Source organism: Comamonas guangdongensis, from assembly GCF_041079535.1.
Classification (GTDB): Bacteria; Pseudomonadota; Gammaproteobacteria; order Burkholderiales; family Burkholderiaceae_C; genus Comamonas; species Comamonas guangdongensis.
This window is the reverse complement of sequence record NZ_JBFYGN010000005.1, coordinates 32,501-50,328: the sequence shown is the minus strand read 5'-3', so window position 1 is coordinate 50,328 and position 17,828 is coordinate 32,501. Positions and strand designations below refer to the sequence as shown.

The window sequence follows — 17,828 nt, the reverse complement described above, 5'->3', positions numbered from 1 at the left end:
GAAGGGACCCCTACTATGGCGGGCGCAGCCGGGGCTATTAAGACCCGCAAATACCACCCTTGATACGTCGTTGCTTCGCCTTGTCGTACTTTTGTACTGCCTGCGGCTTCGCGCCTTGTCTCAATCGCAAACCTACGGTTTGCTGGGTGGTGTTCGCGGCTCCAAGAAAGAAAGGCCCGCGTCTGCGGGCCTGTAAGGGATAAAGAGCCGGTGCCTTGTGGGGGCACGCCAGGGGAAGTGATTGAAAGGGAGGGTGGATGCCCTGGGCCCGGCAAAGAAAGCTGGATGGCGAAGCAGTTTGCCCGATGCGTGCCAGGCAAACAATGCGCTCTAGGGTTTAGGAAGGGGTCAGGCGCCCAGGCGTGTGCCCGCAGCTCAGGGCCGCAAGGCTCACCCCTCTCAAAGGTCTCGATCGGCTTGCATGGCCGCGTCGCATGACTCCGCCGGTCGGCCATAAAAAAGCCACCCATAAGGGTGGCTTGGAAAATCCCGTGTCAGTCGGGTCTGACTGCATCCACAGCAGTTCGCGCTCATCAGATGTCATCCTAAAGCAAGTGCACCGTGAGTAACAGCTTTTATTTCTGCTTTCGATTGTGCAGTGCATCAGCCCCTTCGATGGAAGGCGCTATCAGTGCTTGCCCAAGGCCGGCCGGTGCACCAGCACGGGAATATTGCTGTTGGTCAGCACCTTCTGGGTTTCGCTGCCCAGCAAAATGCTGGTGATGCCCTTGTGGCCGTGGGACGCCATGCAGATCAGGTCGCAGTGGCCGTCCCGGGCTTCCTTGATGATGGCTTCGCTGGTCGAGGGGCTGGTCACGCGCACGGTCTTGCACTGCACGCCTGCGGCCTTGGCCTGATCCTGTGCGAACTGCAAAATGACATCGGCCTCCGCTTGGGCGCCTTTTTCGAACTCCGTCAGGTCATAGGCAATCAGCGTCCGTGCCCCATAGACCATGGCGCGATAGTCGGGCATCACAAACAGGGCGGTCACCTGGGCACCTTGCTCCTTGGCCAGCTGGATGCCTGCGCGAACCGCGGCCTCCGAGAGTTTCGAGCCGTCGGTGGGAATAAGCAGGTGTTTGAACATGGGCAGAGCTTTCCTGTACTTGATGGAACCGAGAAAAATGGCTGCCAGCGCCTCCTGAACGAACGCCGGCAGCTGCGGAAATACGACTTCCGGGGCGCGTCCTATGCCAGGGCCGGCCGGTGCACCAGCACGGGGATGCTGCTGTGGCTCAGCACCTTCTGGGTCTCGCTGCCCAGCAGCACGCTGCTGATGCCCTTGCGCCCGTGGGAGGCCATGCAGATCAGGTCGCAACCGCTGGTCTTGGCCTGCCTGACGATGGATTCATAGGCGGAGATATCGACCACCTTGACGGTCTTGCAAGGCACGCCTTCCTGCTGGGCAAGCTGCTCGATCAGCTGCAGCGCGGTGTCTGCAGCTCTGTGGCTGCTTCGCTCCAGTTCCTCATAGGCGTTGAAGCTCAGCATGCCTTCCGTTCCATAGATCACGGGGTAATCCGGTATCACATACAGGCCCGTGACCTGGGCGCCTTGCTCCTTGGCCAGCTGGATGCCCGCGCGGACCGCGGCCTCCGACAGCTCCGAGCCGTCCGTGGGGATGAGCAGATGTTTGAGCATGTACAGCTTTCTTGCGTGCGGTAATGAATCGAAAATTGGCAGGCGGCCCGTCTAGGCCAGGGCCGGCCGGTGCACCAGCACCGGGATGTGGCTGTGGGTCAGCACCCGCTGGGTTTCGCTGCCCAGCAAAATGCCGCTGATGCCCCTGCGCCCGTGCGAGGCCATGCAGATCAGGTCGCAATGGCTGTTTTCCGCTTCCCTGATGATGGCCTGGAACACGGACATGCTCGTCACCCGCACGGGCCTGAACTGCACGCCTTCCTGCTGGGCCAGCTGCTCCATGAACAGCAGGGCGACGTCGGCCTCCTGGCTCGCGCTTTTCTCGAACTCGTCGGCGTTGTACGTCATCAGCGCATTCACGCCGTAGATCAGGGCGCGGTAATCCGGCATCACATACAGGCCCGTGACCTGGGCGCCTTGCTCCTTGGCAAGCTGAAAGCCTGTGCGGACCGCGGCCTCCGAGAGTTGCGTGCCGTCTGTGGGAATAAGCAGATGTTTGAACATATTCAGCTTCCTTGTGCGCCTGAATAGCGGGCTCGATCCAATCTATGCCAAGGCTCGCATGCTGTGCAATACCTGCATGAGCAACGTACTGATTCAACCGTCGGGCCCGGCCTGCATCGGGCGGCACCAAGACCGCGCGGCCGCCGAACCATGAGATCGATTGAATCAGGGGTTAGTACTGCTAGCGCTTATCCAGCAATCGCTGGCAGCTATCAAAAAATGACTCCCAGGGCAGCCCTAGGCCAGGGCGGGGCGGTGCACCAGCACCGGGATGTTGCTATGGGTCAGCACCCGCTGGGTCTCGCTGCCCAGCAGCACGCCGCTGATGCCCTTGCGGCCGTGGGAGGCCATGCAGATCAGGTCGCAGCCGCTGGTCTGCGCTTGCTTGATGATGGCCTGAAACACGGACATGCTGGTCGAGCGGTCCGTCTTGCAGGGCACGCCTTCTTCCTGGGCCAGTTTCTCGATGAACTGCAGGGCGGTGTCAGCATCCTTGTTGGCGCTCTTTTCAAACTCGGACGAGTTGTACGTCACCAGCGCGTCTGCCCCATAGATCAGGGCGCGGTAGTCCGGCATCACATACAGGCCGGTGACCTGGGCGCCTTGCTCCTTGGCCAGCTGTATGCCCGCGCGGACCGCGGCCTGCGAGAGTTCCGAACCGTCCGTGGGGATGAGCACATGCTTGAACATATCCAGTCTCCTGGCGCGGCAAAGCGCGCATTGTTTCCAAAAGAATCCGAATCGCTGTCGAATGCATATTCCCACCGCACGCGGGCGGGGGCAACGCTTTGTAGGGGTATTGCTGACGTTTCTTGATGAAAATCAAAGTCGCACCGGCATGGCGCAGAAAATGCCGCCAGCGCATGTCCCTCAAGCGCCGGCAGCTATCAAAAGCAGACTATCTGAGGCAGATTGGGCCGTGCGGCTTGTCTTTCGCGCTGCCGTCCAGACCTGTCATCCACAAATAGGGAGTGAGTTGAAAGTGCTATGCATCGGCTGCTTCTTTGTTCTGCGCCTGGGCACCAGCAGCGCCGCTGCGGCGGTCTTGGTCTGCTGTGTCATTTGTCTCCCTTACAGCGTGTTCTTGTGCACCTTGCCGTCCTTCATGATCAGGCGCAGGTTCTGTTCCGGGTTGCTCAAGAAGTCCAGATTCACCGTTGGGTCGCCCTCGGCCACCAGAATATCTGCAAACGCACCGGGGGCGATGTGGCCCAGCGGCTGGGGGTAGGGGTTGCGCTCGCCGGACAGAGCCAGCAGTTCGCCATTGGTGCCCGTAGCCTGCTTCAGCAGCGTCATCGGGTCGTAAAAGCGTGTCAGCTTGGCCAGTTGCCGGCCCTGTGTGGCCGTGCCCTTGGGGCTGAACAGAATGTCCGTGCCCCAGCCCGTCTTGATCCCGTACTTCTGAGCCATTTCATAAGCGCGCGCAGTGCCCGCAGTCACGCGGGACTGGCTTTCGCGGCGTGCGGCATCGGGGTAGGGGTTGGCGTCCTCGTCCTGCAAAAACGGCTGCAAGCTCCACCACACGCCCTCGTCACGCATCATCTTCACGCTCTCTTCATCGGCCAGTTGGCCATGCTCAATGCTTCTGACGCCTGACTTTATGGCCCGCTTGATGCCCTTGGGCGTGTACACATGGGCCATCACATAGGTGTTCCAGTCGGCGGCGGCCTCTACGCCGGCACGCAACTCCTTCTCGGTGAACTGGGTGCTGTCCATCGGGTCGTACAGCGATGCTACGCCGCCGCCGGCCAGCATCTTGATCTGCGATGCGCCCAGCATCAGTTGTTCGCGCACGCGGCGCAGCACCTCGGTCTCGCCGTCCGCAATCATGGCCACGCCGATTTGCTCCACCATGCTCAGCGGCTCGTTCGCTGCACGCGGAATATCGCTGCGCAGGCGAAAGTCGCCATGGCCCGAGGTCTGAGAAATCATCGCTCCGCTGGGATAGATGCGCGGGCCCGGCACGATGCCTTCGTCAATCGCGCGCTTGAGCGCAAAGGCAGGGCCACCAGCGTCGCGCACCGAGGTGAAGCCGCGCATCAGCGTGCGCTGCGCTTCCTGCGCGGCGGAGATGTACAGATAGCCCAGATCTGCCGTCATGGCCGTCATCTGCGGCATGGCTGCCAGCATGGTGTGCCAGTGCGTATCGATCATGCCCGGCATCACCAGCTTGCCCTGGCAATCGATCACCTGGGCACCTTCCACCTTTTCGCCGGCAGAGGGAAGGGCTGCAATCACTTTGCCCTGAATCAGCACCTGCACGCCCTGGCGCACCGCCTTGCCCGTGCCGTCAAACAGACGCAGATTGGTCAGCAACACGGGACGGTCGGCTTGCTTTGGCGTGCCGCCGGCACCGGGCTCTGCCGCATGCAGGCCTACGAACGGCGCCATCATGGCGGCCACCCCGCCTACAAACATGCGGCGGGACATATCGGTCATGACCCGTTCATGCAGCAACTGACACACCACACTGCCGCAGGTGCAGGCTCTGGGGCGAATCGGGCCAGTCTTCCAGGCCAGGTCGGCGTCGGTAGCGATTGCGTTACTCATTTGCGTTCTCCCTTTTTGCTGAATGAACAAAGACGCCGCGGCAGGCGTGACAAATGGAAGCATCAGCTCACAACTTGATGCACCTATGCTACACGACGGACGGTGCATGAAAAACACCCCCTCGAACCAGGGTGCCGGGGAGTTGATTGCATTTTGAGAGCAAGCTAAAACGGGCCGATACACCAGCACCGGAATGCTGCTGTTCACCAGCACGCGCTGGGTTTCGATGCCCAGCAAAATGCCCGCAATGCCTTGCGACCGTGCGACGCCATGCAGATCAGTTCGCAGTGGCTTACCCTGTGGTCTTCTGCTGCGTCGTGGGTCGTCGCATGCTTCAATCTGCCGGTTGTGCTGTCCGGCCTGGAGTACTCCACATCGACCTTGGGTTGCGTACTCTTGGGAGCGGTACTCGCTTTGCCTTACTACTTTCCTGAAGTCCGAGTTGTTCTGGCCTTCCACCCCAGAGGCCTGAACCAAAGCCCCTCAGAGGGGGCTTGGGTATGTCCAGACGCGTCCGGCCATCAAAAGCCGCCTATCGGAACGTCATGCGCAGCAGGCCTTCATCGGGCGCAGGGGGCTGCTTGGCGGACAGGGCAGGTGCAGATGTAGGGCGCTGGCCGGGGTACACCGGCAGCGTGACCTGCATTTCACGGTGCTGGGCACGCTGGGTCAGCCGCTGGGTGCAGGCCGTTGCCAGCGTGGCCAGATGCGCGTCGGTCGCGCTCATGATCTCGCCGTCGGCAATGCGCTGAGGCAGGCTGCTGAAGGACACCACCATCTGGTCCGTCGCAATCGGCTGGGCATGGGGCAGGGTGGGGCGGCCCTGGCTGTCGTAGTTTAGATTCAGCAAGTAGCGGCTGTGCTGCCACTCGTCTGCATCGCCCTGCATCACCGCATTGAACACCGTGCGATGCACCTGCGCCGCGGCCTCTGCGGCCAGAGAAAAGGCCAGCTCTATGCGCTGCGTGTCCGCAGGCTAGTGCAGCGCGGCCTCCATACGGTTGAAGGCGTCGATATAGGCCAGCTTGAAGGCCAGTGCCTTCTTGCCGGTAAAGCCCATGGCCAGCAGCGTAAAGCCGTCGCGGGTCAGGCGGTAGGCTGGGTATGCGGCTTTGGCACCTTGGCCGCCTTCGATTTCAACAGACACCTGCGCAAAATTGCGCAGGTGCTCGGGTGTCAGGGACGGGAGCAGGTTTTCAATGGCTCGAAGCACATCACGATGGTTCTTACCAAAGTGGTGAGCAAGCTCGGTGCTCAGAGTTGTGGGCTTGCCGTCAATGACGGTCAGAGTAGGCGCAGAGGCCAATGCGGGTTGCGACATGAGATGCTCCTTGCTGAGACTTGAAAGCCTCGCTGGAGCGTTCTTACGCGCCGCCAACGAGGTGGCCGGGAGGTTAAGAACCTAGAGCAAGCTAGGCGGACTTCTTCCCCTTTCGGGTCTTGTATCCGTCGCCCTCCCGGCCATAAACCAACCGTCTGCAAGAGTGCAGGCGTGCAATGTCCGGGCGCAAAAAAAACCGCCAGTTATCGGATGCGGTTTTCCCGCCTGCTCTTGGAGTTCTTACGCTCCACCTCTTGCGAGGCGTTGCTAGTGTACTAGAAGTCGGATGACAGGGGGGAGTTCTTTAAATCTCTCGACTAGATCTTGTAATTGAGAGACATCAGGGATAGATCAATGTAATCGTCGTACGAAGGTGATATTCCTGTGAAAGAATATCTATAGATGTTTGAATCCCATCCATCATTTATTTCAGTATGGGAGGCCTTCCTTTTTCTTAAGATATTGTATGTGCTTATTATTTCGTAAAGACTGATAATGGTTGTTTCTCTATTAACAAACCCATCGTAGTAGTATGCAAAATTTATCTTTCTTGATAATTCTAAATATTCGCTTTTTTGTTCGTTTTTGAATTTTATAAAGTCATCATTGTCTCTGTGAGCTAAACATAAACACCATATTAGAAATGTATTTTGTAATGTTTCGTGTTGAGACTTGTTGCGGTAGAGATTGCTGATTATTATGTATCTATTATAAATTTGACGAATACTGCGAAGGCTTAAATCGAAAAAAGAGGATATTTTATCAAATATATATGCGAAGGATATATGTATGCGAGGTCGCTCGTTATCAACTATTTCAAGCAGCGGAAGGTGATTAAATTCATTGAATTTGAATTTTTCTTCTAAATTCTTACTAAGAATCTTAATGAACTCTAGCCTTCTGGGTGCTGGTAAAGTGAAGTCGAAGCTGAAGAACCGTTTTAGATACATTCTGGAGTTGAATCCAGAGCCATACACTGCCTTTATGGACTCGCAAAGCTGCGACTGATCTGTAGCGACAACGAAGCAGAAACCGTTAGCGTTGAAGATATGCTTTAAGGTCTCTAGTAGCTTGATGGCATAAAGTGGACGACATCTGTCAAGCTCATCGATAAAAATAAATATAGGATTGGAAATATTTTCTTCTTTTGAAAGTAGACTTGATATTTGAGAAAGATTTTCCTTTAGTGCGGTAATGGATTTTTGTCTTATTTGATGCGAGTCGAGCTGATTTTTAAATTCTTTTTCTATTATTTTTAGAGAGTCCTTTGTTAAATTTGGGGAATTTTCATCGTCTCTATCTTTATTTTCACCACCGTTGATTATTTCAAGGAACTGATCGCCAGCATATTTTTTTACTTGGTGCGTTATTAGTTGCTTCACACTTGGAATAAAAGCCGATGCGGCGGACTTTAAAAGCTCAGAGGATTTTTCTTTGATTGAGTTGACTGCGATTTTATCGATTGTTATTTTATCTGTCCATTCGGGAATTGCTTTTTTGAATTCACTCATTAGGGCAACAAATGGCTCTTCGCTAAGATCGTGCTCCCAAGCATCGAACCTGAGTACTGGATGACCTTTTGAGGACAGGTCTTTCATCCAACAGTTTATAAAGTGAGTTTTTCCTGAGCCCCATTCACCATCAATACTAAAGATAAGAGCGTTGTCATCTCCATTGGAGAGGTCGTTGCTTTTTACGACAGAATAAATGAAGTCGGCAACATTTGATCGATTTAATAAATCTTTTGCCCAAGGATTTTCTTCAGTAGTCATATTTCTTAAAAACGATTACCACAGATAAACGGTGCTTCCCGAGTGCCCGCTGTGCAGGGTGGTGGTTTTGTCTTCCACCACTTTGCCGCCCTTGCATGCCTCTTGAGAATAGGTATTGCCGCAGCGATAGATGGGCTGCGCTATGGCTTGAGTCATAGCGGTGGCTGGCAGCAAAAATGCTGCGTAGTCAAGATAAGCAGAAAATGCATGCGCTGCATTATCTGTAAAAATAAGTTACTAAAGAATTAACCCCGACCCGCAGTGCGATGTTGGGCAACTGTAATAAACCAAAGAAAAAGGCAATGTAGAGAGCTGCATTGCCTTTGTGCGTTAGCAGCCGCTTTTTCGGCGCTAACCAGATTTCAACGGCAGCTTCGGTGCCGCGACTTCACTACCTGCTGCCAGGTTGGGCGCTTTGCGATAGCGCCGCTTGTTGCTGATTGGCAATAAGCTGGGCTGCCAAATGGCTTCTAAGCACTTGCTCCAGCGCGGGCGAGGGCGTCTCAGGGTCTGGGGTCTTGCCAAAGGCAATCAGATTTCTGGTGAGTTGCACGGGGGTCATCAAGATTCCCCAAGGCAGGCCCCACCAACCCAGAAACAATGAGAAGACCGTGTCTCCAAGTTTTTGCTTGGTGCCGCATCGGGCGCAAGCCACCAGCGGCCGGCTCGACCACGATGTCATCATGACCACGGAGTACACACGGTAAGAGGTGTGCACATCCACCGGGCCGGGGCCGTCACATCGGGGGCAGTTGCCTTTGTGAACCCGAAAGATATAAGCCTTGACGTCGGCGGGGGAGAGCTGACTCGCCGCTTCGGAAAGTCGCCCTTGGTGCTGACATTTTTCATTGCAGTAGCGACGTTCGCCGTCTCGCTTTCCGCCAAAAAGAATCCTGGTATTGCAGTAAGCGCATGAAGCCATTCAGTCCCTCTCAGAGTTGTTGTTGCGCGTGACTAAATCAAATATCGCTTCTGATCACCCGTTTAAATTCAGAGGCGATGATTTGTGTGTCAAATGCGCCTAACTCGTGGGAGCGATGGCATGTTGAATTTGTTTTTCATCAAGAGGTCAGAACGAACTCAAGATGAATGATTGGATCGAGAGCGGCGTGGTGCTCAAGCAAGGCACAAAAGCCCTGCTTGAGTCCGAGCGGGCCGAGGCCCGCGCTTTCATCCAGCTCAGTTGGTCGCAAAGCAGTACAGCAGCCCGGCGCTGCCGGTCAGTTGGAGCTGGTCGACGCTGCAGCCGCGCGTGCCGTGCGATGAGTTCCACGAGGCATTGGCCACAGGGTCTGGGTTGGTGCCCTTGTGGTCGTGGTGGCCCACGATGGCAGAGCCGCCGTCGCTCTTGGTCCAGTTGCCGCAGGTGGTGTCCTTGCCGGGCTCGGGCACGGCCACGGTGCCGTCAGGGCGCGAGCCGGTGAGGATGTCGTGGCGGTTGACCTCGTCGCCAAAGCCCGAGACGACCTCGCCCTTTTCGGTCAGCGAGGTTTCCTTGCCGACCTTGGCATTGGCGCTGTGCAGATCGGCCACGCTGGTGGCAATGACCACGCCCTTGGCATTGCGCCATGGGCCGTTGCCGATGCGGTCGCGCGCATTGACGGCCGGTTGCCCGTTCAGGGCCGCATTGCTCAGGTAGGCGCGCCAGGTCTTGTTGCCTGCGCCCACGCTTGCGGCCAGCGACTGGCAGTAGCGGTCGGCCCCGGCCAGTCCGCCCAGGTCGCCGCCCTTGCCGGGGTTGGTGCTGGTGATGAAGAAGCTCATGGGGTTGCCGCCCGATGCCCCCATGGCGCCGCAGCCAACGACCAGAGCGGCAGTCGCAAGGGCGGTTCTGGCAGAAAGAACCAAACGACGGGGCATGGCAGGCTCCTGAGCAATAGTGGAGCCCGCAGGCTAACGCAACGTCGTGTCAGCGGCAATATGAGTCGTTCTGCGAGCCGTGCCCGCAGCCGCGGCCTTTGTCAGCTGCCTTGCTCGACCGTGAGGGTAAAGCGGGCGCTTTCACCGCGTTGCGCCGCTTCGCGCGTCAGATAGACCTGCACGCGGTAGCTTGCGCCGGGTTCCGTGCGGAAGCTGCAGATGTTTGGGGCGGTGGCGGCCTGGCACAGCGGATCTGCAGAGCCGTCCTTGACGACATCCATGCGGGTGTTGGCGTTGTCGGTGTTGAGCTTGACGGTCAGTTGCTGCTGGGGCCGGGTGTCCAGCCCGTATTGCGTGATGCCATTGCCGGTGATCTGGCCGCTGTAGGAACTGCTGCCGTTGACGCTGCTTGCGCTGGACTGTGAACTGCTGCTGGACTGGGCCATGGCAATGCCTCCAATGAGAGAGCCGTACAGGAGGGCGGCTGCGAGCATGGGGTGTAAGCGTTTCATGCAACTCTCCTGGGAAGGATGGCACGCCGCCTTGCCGGGGCGGTCTGCTTGTGTCGACAGCTGGGAGATTAAGCCGCAAGGCGCGGCCGTGTCGATGGGCTGCCGCCCGTTCAGGCGGAAACTTCCTGTGTCTTCATTGCCGCCAGTGCCGTGGGGTTGGGCGTGGGCTCGCCGATCTTGTGTAGGGTGTTGCGGTCGGTGTGGGCAAAGGGTTCGCTCTGGCCGGGGATGGTCAGTGTGGTTTCCTGCTCGTACGACCAGGTGCCGTCCGCGTGCTTGGTGACGGTGATGGTGTAGGCGTCGGTTCTGAAGGCGTGCTCCAGAAACGGGTTGCTGGAGATGCCGTTGACGGTGGAGCCGCGCACGGCCTTGAGGGTGAAGCTGGTGGCGTCGGCCGTGGTTTTGCCCGTGGCCATGGCGGTCTGGCCGCGCGGAATGGTCAGGGTGAGGATGATGTTGCCGGTAGCCGGCTCCCACAGCCAGTAGCCGACCTGGTCGTGAAAGGTTTCCACGTCGTCGGGCTTGACGATGCGCGTGTGGTAACGCAGGCCGTAGAAGAGCTGCGGGCCGTTGGTTTGCGCATCGATGGGCTGCAGCTCCATGTGCTCGATAAAGGCCTGTTTTTCGGGGCCGTCGGCCTTGGGGTTGATGTCCAGGCCGCGCCTGCCGGTCCAGATGCCGGCCATGCCGCTGAAGGGGCCGAGGTTGGCCAGGGTGTTCACATCGGGCGTGGGCTCGGTGTAGATGTCTTGGGGAAAGTTTTCCATGGCGGGTGGTCGGGCTTTCAGATGGGCTTTCACGTTGAGATCTGGTGAGGCCCAGTTTACCGGCCGTGGAAGGTGGCGACCCTGACGGCCGTCACCTTGAGGCCCTGCCTTAGCGGCAGGAGATGCTGCGCCAGCTGGATTTGCCGTCGTTGAAGAACTCGGTCCAGACGGTCATGGCTGGCGGTTTGCGGCTTGAGAGCATGATTTTGTTGGGAATGTCGGGGCCCAGGCTTGCAGGCTGGCCCAGCTCGTCGAAGACCTGTACCGCGCACAGGCTGACGTCTTCGCCGGCATCCGATTCGAGCACCACGCGGTAGGCTTTGGTGAAGGCGTCCCAGTCCTGTTGCCGGGCGACATAGCCGTGCAGGCGCACATAGGCGCGGTTGGAGCTTTTGGGTTGGGTGGCGTGGTTTCTCATGATCAGCACTCCGTAACGCAGAAATCGCTTGTCCAAAACCGGCAAGTCACAGTGTTTTGCAGCCGGTACCTATTTGTATCAAGCGCTGATTTCTTGCCGTGTAGGCGGTTTTGCTGTCGCGGGATCAGCAGTCCGAAGCATGATGTGCAAGGGGTTTTTCCTTACTGCTGTCGCCATGGGGAGGAAGATGGCTTGCCGATAGTGGTTGCCGGGGTACCGACAGAAAAGCCACGACGCCTTGTGACATCGTGGCTGTTTTTGGCTGGCGGTGCTACGTGAGTGCTACAAGCCATCTTTGATTTGTGAAAATCGTCTTTGAAATCAATGCATTGCGTGTTTGTGGAGCCCATCCATCATCGGAGATGGCGCTATGCGTTGCGAACTACGCTGCGCGGAGTCGGGTAGCGCATGCCGAACGCTTGGCAGGTCATGCCCTCGGGGCGCTTGTTCGGCGCGATCCAAGAGCGCATGACCGCGGGACTGCGTGACCGGGGATTTATAAAACCACCAATCCCAGGCAAGCTGAGTGCTGCGCGGCCGTTTGGCAGCATAGAGCCGAGTCGCACTGCGGCCGGTGCCGGACGTCGGCGGAACCGCGCTGCAATCGATGACTGGAAAATTCCATGGAATAAAACAGCCGCCCGGACTGTTTACTGCAGATCAACACCAAGGAGAGACCTCATGATGCGCATCGCTTCTCTTTCGATCCTTTCCGCAGCCCTGCTTGCGGCCTGTTCCACCGCTGCCGTCGCGCCTGCGAAATCCCCGGCCACTACCCTGAACGGCATGCTGGTGGGTCCGAATCAGATGACGCTTTATGTGTTTGACAAGGACGCCGCGGGCTCCGGCAAGAGCGTGTGCAACGGGGGCTGCACCGCCAACTGGCCGCCGCTGATGGCGCCAGCGGATGCTTCCGCCATCGGGGATTGGAGCGTGGTGATGCGCGACGACGGCAGCCGGCAATGGGCCTATAAAGGCCGTCCGCTCTATTACTGGTCCAAGGATGCCAAGCCCGGCGACAAGATGGGCGATGGCTTTTTCAACAACAACTGGCATGCGGCCAAGCCCTGAGTGAACATCGACGCGGCTATCGTCCACATTCCCCGCCTGCGGCGCTATGCGCGCGCGCTGGCGGGCGATGCGGCGTTGGCGGACGACCTGGTGCAGGACACGCTGGAGCGGGCTTGCCAGAAATGGGCGTTGTGGCGGCCGCCGGCCGCCGCGTCCGCGGACCAGGTGCAGAAAGCGCTACGCAGCTGGTTGCTGACCTTGATGCACAACCTGTACGCCAATCAATGGCAGCAGTCGGCGCGGCACCGCACGGTCGAGCTTGACGAAACCATGGATCCCGTTCACGACCCCACGGCAAAGCTGGCTCTGCAGCTGGATCTGGAGCGCGCGTTGGCCATGCTGGCACCACAGGCCAGAGAAGTGCTGCTGTTGATCGGGATGGAGCAATTCAGCTATGGCGAGACCGCGCAGATGCTGGGAGTGCCCGTCGGCACCGTGATGTCCCGCCTGTCGCGGGCGCGCGAGCAGCTGCGGCGCCTGATGGAAGGAGAAAGAGCCGCAACGACCGTGTTGAGGGCTGTCAAATGAAGGAGTGCGCTTGATGTCAACCCGCCGTCCCGATGAATCCATGCTTCACGCCTGGATGGATGGTGAGCTTTCGCCCGAAAGCGCCGCAGCCGTGGCGCAATGGCTGGCCGCACACCCTGATGAAGCGGCGCGCATGGCCGCTTTGCAGGCTCAGACCGCAGGTTTGCAGGCGCTGCATGTGCAGGTGCTGGACGAGCCCGTGCCGCAGCAGTTGCACCGTGCGCTGCAAAGGAGGGCGTCCTTGCAGTGGCAGTGGCCGCATGCCCTGGCCGCCGGACTCATGCTGAGCGTGGGCCTGGGGGTGGGCTACGGTGTCGGGCATGGCCGGGCCGCAATTCCTCCGGTGAGGGCGGAGGCTCGGTTGCCTCTGTTTGTGCGCGAAGCGGCGGCGGCCCACGCAGTCTATGTGCCCGAGCAGCGTCACCCGGTTGAGGTGACCGCGCAGCAGCAGGCGCATTTGGTGCAATGGCTGTCCAAGCGGCTGGGTGTTCGGCTCAAGGCGCCCGTGCTTGAGGCCCAGGGCTTCCTTCTGATGGGCGGTCGGCTGCTGCCGGGAGAGGGCGGACAGGCACGCGCGCAGTTTATGTATGAGGATGATGCAGGCCAGCGTGTGACGCTGTATGTGTCTGTGCTGGCCAGGCCGGGGGCACAGGCCGCACCGGTTGCTTTCCAATGGGCGAGCGAGGGAAGCACCCATGGCTTTTACTGGATGGACGGACAGCAGGGCTACGCCCTGAGCGCGGCCCTGCCGCGCGAGCGGCTGCAGCTGTTGGCGGATGCCATCTACCGGCAGTTGGAGTAGTAGACGTTCAACTTCTGCCCCTGGCGTTATCAAAGCCATGGCTGTCGGTGCTGTGAGCATGCCTGGGGGGCTTGGCTTCTATAGCGACAGATCCGGATAGAGGATTCCTGCGGTATGCACGCGATCGCGCCCTGCTTTTTTGGCGTCGTACAGCAGCTCGTCGGCCTGCTTGAGTGCGCTATCGAGCTGATCCGGGCCGGTGACCGGGGCAATGCCAAAGCTGATGGTCAGGCGGGCTCCTTGCAGCAGGGAGTTGTCGGCACTGAGTTGAGAGCGGATGCGCTGCGCCAGATCTTCGGCGCCTTGCAGGTCGATCCGTGTCAATAGCAGCACAAATTCCTCTCCGCCGAAACGTGCCACCAGGTCGTGGCTGCGTACGTTGCGCTGCAGCGTGGCAGACACCAGCTGCAGAACTTGGTCGCCTCTGTCGTGGCCCCAGCTGTCGTTGATGTGCTTGAAGTGATCTATGTCACCGGCCAGCACGGCAACGGGGTACATGCGCCTGTCCGCTAGCAGCAACTGGGCGGCTTCATGGAAGGCGCGGCGATTGAGAATCTGCGTCAACGCATCGCAGTCGCGCTCTTTGCGCAGTTGCAGGACGCTTTCCCTGAAGGCGATGGCCCCCATCAGGAATGTGAAGAGCAGCGCAAACAGCAGGATGCTCATCAAAGTGATCAGCCAGTATGGGGAGCGCACGAAGGCGCGCAGATCGGTGTAGCCCAGCAGCGCTATGAGCGAAGGCCGCGCGATGGTGAAAACGGTGAATATCAGGCTGGACCAGAACAGCGTTTCGTCCAGCCAGTCTTTCGAACGTTCCTTTTTGAGCAGCTCGGAAATCGGCAGCAGCAGGACAAGGCCAGAACCTATGCTGAACGAATGCACGCGGACCCAGACATCCTGATCAATGTGGCTGTGGTAGAGCAGCGCAGCCAAGGTCGCCGCGCCTATCAGCAGCGCGACGCGCGGCCGCGTGGAAACCTGCCAGCGCTCGGCCCAGCTCTTGGCCAGACACCAGGCGCCAAGCAGATAGCACGCACCGATGAGCACCGCATAGCGGTTGAGCTCGTCCAGGGTGGCGAAGCTCTGGAAGCCTATGGGGAGTGCGGCCGACGAATAGGCCATACTCTGCCACAGCAGAAAGCGCTGTTGGCGCTGGTTCAGCCAGCAAATCCCCAGCAGGCCCGCCAGAAAAAGGATGGCCATGGAGGGAGCGAGCACAAAGAAGTGGCCGTTGGCGACTGACATTTGCGTGGATGCCGACGATTCAAATCACGAACAACGAAACGGGCTGTGCTGACTTGAGCCATCGTGCCCGGTTTACATGACGAACTATTGATGCCACTCAAGAAACTGCTGGACACATGAGTTTGCAAGCAGTTGCATTGCTAGCAGTTTATTTTTGTGATCTGCCTTGGCAAGAGAAAGATGGCTGTTTGTCGGTAGCCAATTGGCGGTCTTGCTGAAGTCGAGCTTTAGTCTGGTTTGTCGGAAAACAGGCCTGCTTGGGGTTGTTGGCAGTATTTGATGGCGCTCAGCGCTCTCTGGATCTGCCCAAACCTTGTCCAGCCATGAAAGCTTCGAGCCTTCCATGCGAGCCGCTTTTTTTGACAAAGCGGAGCAGGGCCGGCGATCTGCTTGGGACTGGGCTTTCACCGTCAGAAGTCACAAGCGATTGGGTTTGTACCTAAAAGCATAGGTCAAGAATCGAAGGGGGCAGGGGGAGTGGCACGCTGGGCTGAAGCAGAGCTGCGGCGGTTTATGCGTGGGTATGCGGCTGTGTCACCGGTGCCGCACCGGCCCATAGAGCGGTTGCGGGGGCGTGGAATGCTGGGACGAGGACGGCCTTCCTACTGCAGCTCCTTGCTGCAGGTAAAAGGGCTTAAAGGCGCACCATATGCCAGCTGCTTCTCGGTATAAAGGGCGAACAGCCTTGGCAGTACCGGCAGGAGTCGGTTGCAAACAAATTAGCTCCAATCATTTAATGTAACTTACATGTATTGATCAGATCGATCTGAAAATGGAACGCCTGGCCCCTTGTCATCAATGGAAGGGGGGAAGGAGCCAAGCACTTCAGGAAAACTCAGATGCCGTTGCGGCTCTTCCAGCGGTCGGCAGGCTTCTCATACATCTGCTCGATGGCGGCTTCATAGTGGGCCATCAGGTTCTTGCGCTTGAGCTTGAGGGTCGGGGTCATCAAGCTGTTGTCTACGGTCCAGGCTTCGCGCACCAGATGGATGGCGCGCGGTACGGCATAGCGGGCAAACGAGGCGGTCTGTTTCTCGATGCGGGCCAGCACGGCGCGCTCGACCGCCGAGTGCTGCAGGCTCGCATCCTGCGCGGGGTCAAGTCCCAGGGAGCGGGCCAGATCGTTCCATTCGCCGGCGTTGACCGCCGCCACGCAGGCGATGAAAGGGCGATCCTCGCCCACCACAAAGACCTGCTCGAACAGCGGATCCACCATGATGGCCTGCTCCAGATCATTGGGCGGTACCTTCTCGCCGGTTGAGGTGACGATGATTTCCTTGATGCGTCCCTTGATGCGGATCCGCCCGTCTTCGATGGCGGCCTGGTCGCCGGTTTTGAGCCAGCCATCCGCGGTAAAGGTCCTGGCCGTGTCTTCGGGCCGGTTCCAGTAGCCTTTCATGACGATGGAGCCTCGCACCTGCAGCTCCTGGTCTTCGCCGATGCGGACCTCGACGCCGGGCAGAACCTTGCCCACGGTCTCGGGCCAGTTGTCGTCGAGCGCATTCGCGCAGACCACGGGCGAGGTTTCCGTCATGCCATAGCCCTGGATCATGGGCAGGCCCAGGGCCAGAAAACACTGGGAAATTGCGGGCGAGAGCGGGGCGCCGCCGCTGACCGCCACGCGCAGCCGACCGCCGAACTGGGCCAGCAAGGGCTTGGCCACCAGGGTTTGCAGCACAAACCAGGGCAGATGGGCGGCCCAGCCGCCCGAAGTCTCGGCGCCCTGGGTCTGCGCCGCCGCGCCATGGATGCCCTGTTTGCGGCAAAACGCCTGCCAGCCCTTGGTGACGGCGGAGCGGAGCAGCTGCTGTTTGAGCGGCGAGTGGGCCAGGGTTTCCTGGACCTTGGCATAGATGCGCTCGTAGATGCGCGGCACGGAGATCAGGACCGTGGGCCTGACGCTCTTCATATCCTCGGCCAGCTGGGCCACCGAGCGTGCATAGGCCACGCAGGAGCCGGTGGCGACCGCGAAGTAATAGCCCGTGGTGCGCTCGAAAGTGTGGGACAGGGGCAGAAACGAGAGAAAAACATCCTCGGGATAGGCTTTCACGCGCTGCATCACCGCATGCACGTCGCTGACCACGTTCTCGTGCGTGAGCATCACCCCCTTGGGTTTGCCCGTGGTGCCCGAGGTGTAGACAATGCCCGCGAGGTCCGAGGCCCGAGGCGGCGCGGGCAACGCGGCCTGGCGCGACTGCTGCAGCCAGGCATCGCGCTCGATCAAGGGCTTGGCCGAGAGGCGCAAGACCTCGGCGCTTGCGTCGGCGCCGATGGCGGGGCGGAGTTCACCCTCCGTCTGCCGGCCTTGGTGGGCGAGGATCACGGCCTGCAGCCGCGGCAGGTCCTGGCCCGTGGCGCAGATGCGCTCCCAGGTCTGCGCCGAGGCCAGCACCAGCAAGGAGGCCTGGGAGTCGGCAAGGATATAGGCAATGCTGCCGGCATTGTCTATGGCATGCAGGGGCACGGGCACCAGGCCGCAGCGCAGACAGGCCTGGTCTATGCACATGGCATCGAGCCCGTTGGGCAGCAGAATGGCGACGCGGGCGCCCGCGGGCAGATCCGAGGCCATGAGCGCCCTGGACCATTGGGCCACGCGCTCGGCGGTCTGACCCCAGCTGAGGCTGCGCCAGGCATTGGCGGCCTCGTCGAACTCGCGATAGGCCTCGCCATCAGGTGTTTCGCGCACGCGCATGGCCAGCAGTTCGGCCAGGGTGTGTGCCTCGCCCATGCCTGCCGACGAGATTTCCATTTCAAGCGCGTTGACCGGATTCATATGCATCTCTTTCTGTACATGCAGGCCTGGCCTGCTGCAGAGATGATAGCGTCAGTGGCCGGGC

Annotated in this window: 17 protein-coding genes; 3 read left to right on the top strand and 14 right to left on the bottom strand. The window is 59.3% G+C overall.

The annotated features are described in order from the left end of the window. Nucleotides 1-628: 628 nt before the first annotated feature. The 12 genes from AB6724_RS05770 to AB6724_RS05715 form a co-directional block, all read right to left on the bottom strand. Nucleotides 629-1,087, bottom strand: a complete 459-nt coding sequence (locus tag AB6724_RS05770; RefSeq protein WP_369337552.1) for a universal stress protein — start codon at nucleotides 1,085-1,087, stop codon at nucleotides 629-631. 101 nt (nucleotides 1,088-1,188) lie between these two features. After that, complete coding sequence (locus tag AB6724_RS05765) at nucleotides 1,189-1,641, bottom strand: universal stress protein (protein WP_369337551.1); 453 nt, start codon at nucleotides 1,639-1,641, stop codon at nucleotides 1,189-1,191. Nucleotides 1,642-1,692: 51 nt separating this feature from the next. Continuing rightward, nucleotides 1,693-2,145 (bottom strand): universal stress protein, encoded by a 453-nt coding sequence (locus tag AB6724_RS05760; protein ID WP_369337550.1) that lies wholly within the window; start codon nucleotides 2,143-2,145, stop codon nucleotides 1,693-1,695. Nucleotides 2,146-2,382: 237 nt separating this feature from the next. Next, nucleotides 2,383-2,835, bottom strand: a complete 453-nt coding sequence (locus AB6724_RS05755; protein WP_369337549.1) for a universal stress protein — start codon at nucleotides 2,833-2,835, stop codon at nucleotides 2,383-2,385. A gap of 381 nt (nucleotides 2,836-3,216) precedes the next feature. Next, nucleotides 3,217-4,695 (bottom strand): metal-dependent hydrolase family protein, encoded by a 1,479-nt coding sequence (locus tag AB6724_RS05750; RefSeq protein WP_439329831.1) that lies wholly within the window; start codon nucleotides 4,693-4,695, stop codon nucleotides 3,217-3,219. A 532-nt stretch (nucleotides 4,696-5,227) separates the two neighbouring features. Beyond that, complete coding sequence (locus AB6724_RS05745) at nucleotides 5,228-5,611, bottom strand: hypothetical protein (protein WP_369337547.1); 384 nt, start codon at nucleotides 5,609-5,611, stop codon at nucleotides 5,228-5,230. 60 nt (nucleotides 5,612-5,671) lie between these two features. Then, entirely contained in the window at nucleotides 5,672-6,016 is a 345-nt protein-coding gene (locus tag AB6724_RS05740; RefSeq protein WP_369337546.1) for a Rha family transcriptional regulator, read from the bottom strand. A gap of 317 nt (nucleotides 6,017-6,333) precedes the next feature. Next, complete coding sequence (locus AB6724_RS05735; protein ID WP_369337545.1) at nucleotides 6,334-7,788, bottom strand: KAP family P-loop NTPase fold protein; 1,455 nt, start codon at nucleotides 7,786-7,788, stop codon at nucleotides 6,334-6,336. Between the two features lie 1,179 nt (nucleotides 7,789-8,967). Then, nucleotides 8,968-9,648: a hypothetical protein gene (locus AB6724_RS05730; protein WP_369337544.1), complete on the bottom strand. Its 681-nt coding sequence runs from the start codon at nucleotides 9,646-9,648 to the stop codon at nucleotides 8,968-8,970. A gap of 101 nt (nucleotides 9,649-9,749) precedes the next feature. Beyond that, the gene (locus AB6724_RS05725; protein ID WP_369337543.1) at nucleotides 9,750-10,160 is read right to left on the bottom strand and encodes a DNA breaking-rejoining protein; all 411 of its coding nucleotides are present in this window, start codon (nucleotides 10,158-10,160) and stop codon (nucleotides 9,750-9,752) included. A gap of 110 nt (nucleotides 10,161-10,270) precedes the next feature. Next, nucleotides 10,271-10,927: an FABP family protein gene (locus tag AB6724_RS05720; protein WP_369337542.1), complete on the bottom strand. Its 657-nt coding sequence runs from the start codon at nucleotides 10,925-10,927 to the stop codon at nucleotides 10,271-10,273. A 109-nt stretch (nucleotides 10,928-11,036) separates the two neighbouring features. Next, nucleotides 11,037-11,345, bottom strand: a complete 309-nt coding sequence (locus AB6724_RS05715; RefSeq protein ID WP_369337541.1) for a hypothetical protein — start codon at nucleotides 11,343-11,345, stop codon at nucleotides 11,037-11,039. 681 nt (nucleotides 11,346-12,026) lie between these two features. On the opposite strand from AB6724_RS05715, the gene AB6724_RS05710 reads away from it, so the two are divergent. Genes AB6724_RS05710 through AB6724_RS05700 form a run of 3 tightly spaced genes read left to right on the top strand, consistent with a single transcriptional unit; the run spans nucleotide 12,027 to nucleotide 13,746 of the window. Then, complete coding sequence (locus AB6724_RS05710) at nucleotides 12,027-12,416, top strand: COG4315 family predicted lipoprotein (protein ID WP_369337540.1); 390 nt, start codon at nucleotides 12,027-12,029, stop codon at nucleotides 12,414-12,416. Continuing rightward, nucleotides 12,417-12,944 carry an RNA polymerase sigma factor gene (locus tag AB6724_RS05705; RefSeq protein ID WP_369337539.1) on the top strand — a complete coding sequence of 176 codons (528 nt, stop codon included), beginning with the start codon at nucleotides 12,417-12,419 and terminating at the stop codon, nucleotides 12,942-12,944. It abuts the gene before it with no gap. A 13-nt stretch (nucleotides 12,945-12,957) separates the two neighbouring features. After that, complete coding sequence (locus AB6724_RS05700) at nucleotides 12,958-13,746, top strand: anti-sigma factor family protein (RefSeq protein ID WP_369337538.1); 789 nt, start codon at nucleotides 12,958-12,960, stop codon at nucleotides 13,744-13,746. 78 nt (nucleotides 13,747-13,824) lie between these two features. Here the strand turns inward: AB6724_RS05700 and AB6724_RS05695 are convergent, their stop codons facing one another. Together AB6724_RS05695 and AB6724_RS05690 are read right to left on the bottom strand one after the other, a co-directional pair. Next, complete coding sequence (locus AB6724_RS05695) at nucleotides 13,825-14,991, bottom strand: GGDEF domain-containing protein (protein WP_369337537.1); 1,167 nt, start codon at nucleotides 14,989-14,991, stop codon at nucleotides 13,825-13,827. Between the two features lie 835 nt (nucleotides 14,992-15,826). Next, nucleotides 15,827-17,764: an AMP-dependent synthetase/ligase gene (locus AB6724_RS05690; RefSeq protein ID WP_369337536.1), complete on the bottom strand. Its 1,938-nt coding sequence runs from the start codon at nucleotides 17,762-17,764 to the stop codon at nucleotides 15,827-15,829. Between the last annotated feature and the right edge of the window lie 64 nt (nucleotides 17,765-17,828).

Coding starts and splice junctions, on each gene's coding strand:
- AB6724_RS05770 (WP_369337552.1), bottom strand. CDS start 1,087: ATGTTCAAACACCTGCTTATTCCCACCGACGGCTCGAAACTCTCGGAG.
- AB6724_RS05765 (WP_369337551.1), bottom strand. CDS start 1,641: ATGCTCAAACATCTGCTCATCCCCACGGACGGCTCGGAGCTGTCGGAG.
- AB6724_RS05760 (WP_369337550.1), bottom strand. CDS start 2,145: ATGTTCAAACATCTGCTTATTCCCACAGACGGCACGCAACTCTCGGAG.
- AB6724_RS05755 (WP_369337549.1), bottom strand. CDS start 2,835: ATGTTCAAGCATGTGCTCATCCCCACGGACGGTTCGGAACTCTCGCAG.
- AB6724_RS05750 (WP_439329831.1), bottom strand. CDS start 4,695: ATGAGTAACGCAATCGCTACCGACGCCGACCTGGCCTGGAAGACTGGC.
- AB6724_RS05740 (WP_369337546.1), bottom strand. CDS start 6,016: ATGTCGCAACCCGCATTGGCCTCTGCGCCTACTCTGACCGTCATTGAC.
- AB6724_RS05735 (WP_369337545.1), bottom strand. CDS start 7,788: ATGACTACTGAAGAAAATCCTTGGGCAAAAGATTTATTAAATCGATCA.
- AB6724_RS05730 (WP_369337544.1), bottom strand. CDS start 9,648: ATGCCCCGTCGTTTGGTTCTTTCTGCCAGAACCGCCCTTGCGACTGCC.
- AB6724_RS05725 (WP_369337543.1), bottom strand. CDS start 10,160: ATGAAACGCTTACACCCCATGCTCGCAGCCGCCCTCCTGTACGGCTCT.
- AB6724_RS05720 (WP_369337542.1), bottom strand. CDS start 10,927: ATGGAAAACTTTCCCCAAGACATCTACACCGAGCCCACGCCCGATGTG.
- AB6724_RS05715 (WP_369337541.1), bottom strand. CDS start 11,345: ATGAGAAACCACGCCACCCAACCCAAAAGCTCCAACCGCGCCTATGTG.
- AB6724_RS05710 (WP_369337540.1), top strand. CDS start 12,027: ATGATGCGCATCGCTTCTCTTTCGATCCTTTCCGCAGCCCTGCTTGCG.
- AB6724_RS05700 (WP_369337538.1), top strand. CDS start 12,958: ATGTCAACCCGCCGTCCCGATGAATCCATGCTTCACGCCTGGATGGAT.
- AB6724_RS05695 (WP_369337537.1), bottom strand. CDS start 14,991: ATGTCAGTCGCCAACGGCCACTTCTTTGTGCTCGCTCCCTCCATGGCC.
- AB6724_RS05690 (WP_369337536.1), bottom strand. CDS start 17,764: ATGAATCCGGTCAACGCGCTTGAAATGGAAATCTCGTCGGCAGGCATG.